The organism is Streptomyces sp. NPDC041129, from assembly GCF_055592265.1.
Genome location: NZ_JBVIYV010000006.1, coordinates 1 through 943, shown reverse-complemented (window position 1 = coordinate 943; position 943 = coordinate 1). Strand labels below are relative to the sequence as shown.

Sequence of the window (943 nt, the reverse complement as noted above, 5' to 3'; positions counted from 1 at the left end):
CTGGAAGCCCGGACGCTGGCCCCGGTCGCCCTCGCGACGGTCATCGCGCCGGCCGTAGCTGCCACGCTCACCACCGCGCTCGCCGTAGCCACCGCCACGGCGGTCGTCACGGCGGTCGTCGCGACGGAAACCACCACGGTCGTCGCCCCGACGGTCATCACGCCGGTCGTCACGACGGAAGTCACCCCGGTTGTCGTCCCGGCGGAAACCACCGCGGTCACCACGGTCGCTGTGGCCGCCCCCGCGACTGTCATCGCGACGGCCGTAGCCGCCACGGTCGTCGCGGCGGTCGTCACGGCGGAAGCCGCGGTCACCGCGGTCGTCCCTGCGCGGCCCGCGGTCGCGGTCGTCGCGCTGGAAGCCCGGACGCTGGCCCCGGTCGCCCTCGCGACGGTCATCGCGCCGGCCGTAGCTGCCACGCTCACCACCGCGCTCGCCGTAGCCACCGCCCCGGCGGTCGTCACGGCGGTCGTCGCGACGGAAACCACCACGGTCGTCGCCCCGACGGTCATCACGCCGGTCGTCACGACGGAAGTCGCCCCGGTTGTCGTCCCGGCGGAAACCACCGCGGTCACCACGGTCGCTGTGGCCGCCCCCGCGGCTGTCATCGCGACGGCCGTAGCCGCCACGGTCGTTGTCACGGCGATCGTTGTCACGGCGGTAGCCGCCACGGTCCCCGCGGTAGCCGCCGCGGTCACCACGGTCACCACTGTCCCGTCGCCGCTGGTCGCGCTCCGGTCGATCGTCGGGAGAGTTGGTGGACATGGTGACTCCTGTCTTAGGTACCGCAAGCATTGTAAAAACAAAAGGACCCCTGGTCCCAGCTGAACGCTGGGACCAGGGGTCCTCCAAAGATTGTTCGGCGGCGTCCTACTCTCCCACAGGGTCCCCCCTGCAGTACCATCGGCGCTGTGAGGCTTAGCTTCCGGGTTCGGAATGTAAC

The 943-nt window shown here is 71.2% G+C and carries 1 rRNA gene and 1 pseudogene; one reads left to right on the top strand and one right to left on the bottom strand.

Annotation, left to right across the window (positions count from 1 at the left end):
* Positions 1–828 (top strand): annotated as a pseudogene (locus tag ACZ6B1_RS20130) (hypothetical protein); the annotation flags it as partial.
* 29 nt (positions 829–857) lie between these two features.
* Here ACZ6B1_RS20130 and rrf read toward each other — a convergent pair.
* A 5S ribosomal RNA gene (gene rrf, locus ACZ6B1_RS20125) occupies positions 858–943 on the bottom strand; the annotation flags it as partial.